Here is a 230-nt window from a genome sequence, read left to right as displayed (position 1 = left end):
GGGGGGGGGGGGGGGAAGAGGAACGACCTGATTCAGTGGACGGAGCAGCCGATCGCCCTCGAACCTGGAGTCGATATTCCGGGTGGGTCGCAGAGTCTGCTCTGGTCGGGTTCAGCCTGGGTAGACACGGGGAACGGTACCGGCCTGAAGACCGGCTCCGACGACCCGATCCTTCTCCTCACCGGCACCGACGGCGCCAGCATCGCGTACAGCATCGATGGCGCACGCAC

Annotated in this window: 1 pseudogene; it reads left to right on the top strand. The window is 66.5% G+C overall.

What is annotated here, in order from left to right:
• Nucleotides 1-230, top strand: a pseudogene (locus tag ACPYOG_RS21155) (hypothetical protein); the annotation flags it as partial.

Source organism: Leifsonia sp. HAY1-4F (assembly GCF_056755275.1).
The sequence above is the reverse complement of the archived record's forward strand: the minus strand, read 5'-3'. Positions and strand labels throughout refer to the sequence as shown.